At 63.9% G+C, this 524-nt stretch carries 1 protein-coding gene; it reads left to right on the top strand.

Features of this window, described 5'->3' with window-relative positions; genetic code table 11:
• On the top strand, positions 1-524 hold a 524-nt coding region (locus tag QCN29_RS36760), incomplete at both ends, for an adenosylhomocysteinase (RefSeq protein ID WP_279933603.1).

Raw genomic sequence — 524 nt, 5'->3', positions numbered from 1 at the left:
GCGGTGGTGTGCGGTTACGGCGATGTGGGCAAGGGCTGTGCGGAGTCGCTGCGGGGTCAGGGCGCGCGGGTGATCGTGACGGAGATCGATCCGATCTGCGCGTTGCAGGCGGCGATGGACGGCTATCAGGTGACCACGCTGGAGGAGGTGGTGGAGACGGCTGACATCTTCATCACCACGACGGGCAACAAGGACATCATCATGGCGTCGGACATGGCGCGGATGAAGCACCAGGCGATTGTGGGCAACATCGGCCATTTCGACAATGAGATCGACATGGCGGGTCTGGCGGCCGTGGAGGGGGTCGTCAAGGACGAGGTGAAGCCGCAGGTGCACACCTGGACCTTCCCCGGCGGCAAGGTGCTGATCGTGCTGTCGGAGGGCCGGCTGCTGAATCTGGGCAATGCCACCGGTCACCCGTCGTTCGTGATGTCGAACTCCTTCGCGGACCAGACTCTGGCGCAGATCGAGCTGTTCACCCGGCCCGAGGCGTATCCGACGGATGTGTATGTGCTGCCCAAGCA

Source organism: Streptomyces chengmaiensis (genome assembly GCF_029846775.1).
Lineage (GTDB): Bacteria > Actinomycetota > Actinomycetes > Streptomycetales > Streptomycetaceae > Streptomyces > Streptomyces chengmaiensis.
This window is presented reverse-complemented; position numbering and strand designations above follow the sequence as displayed.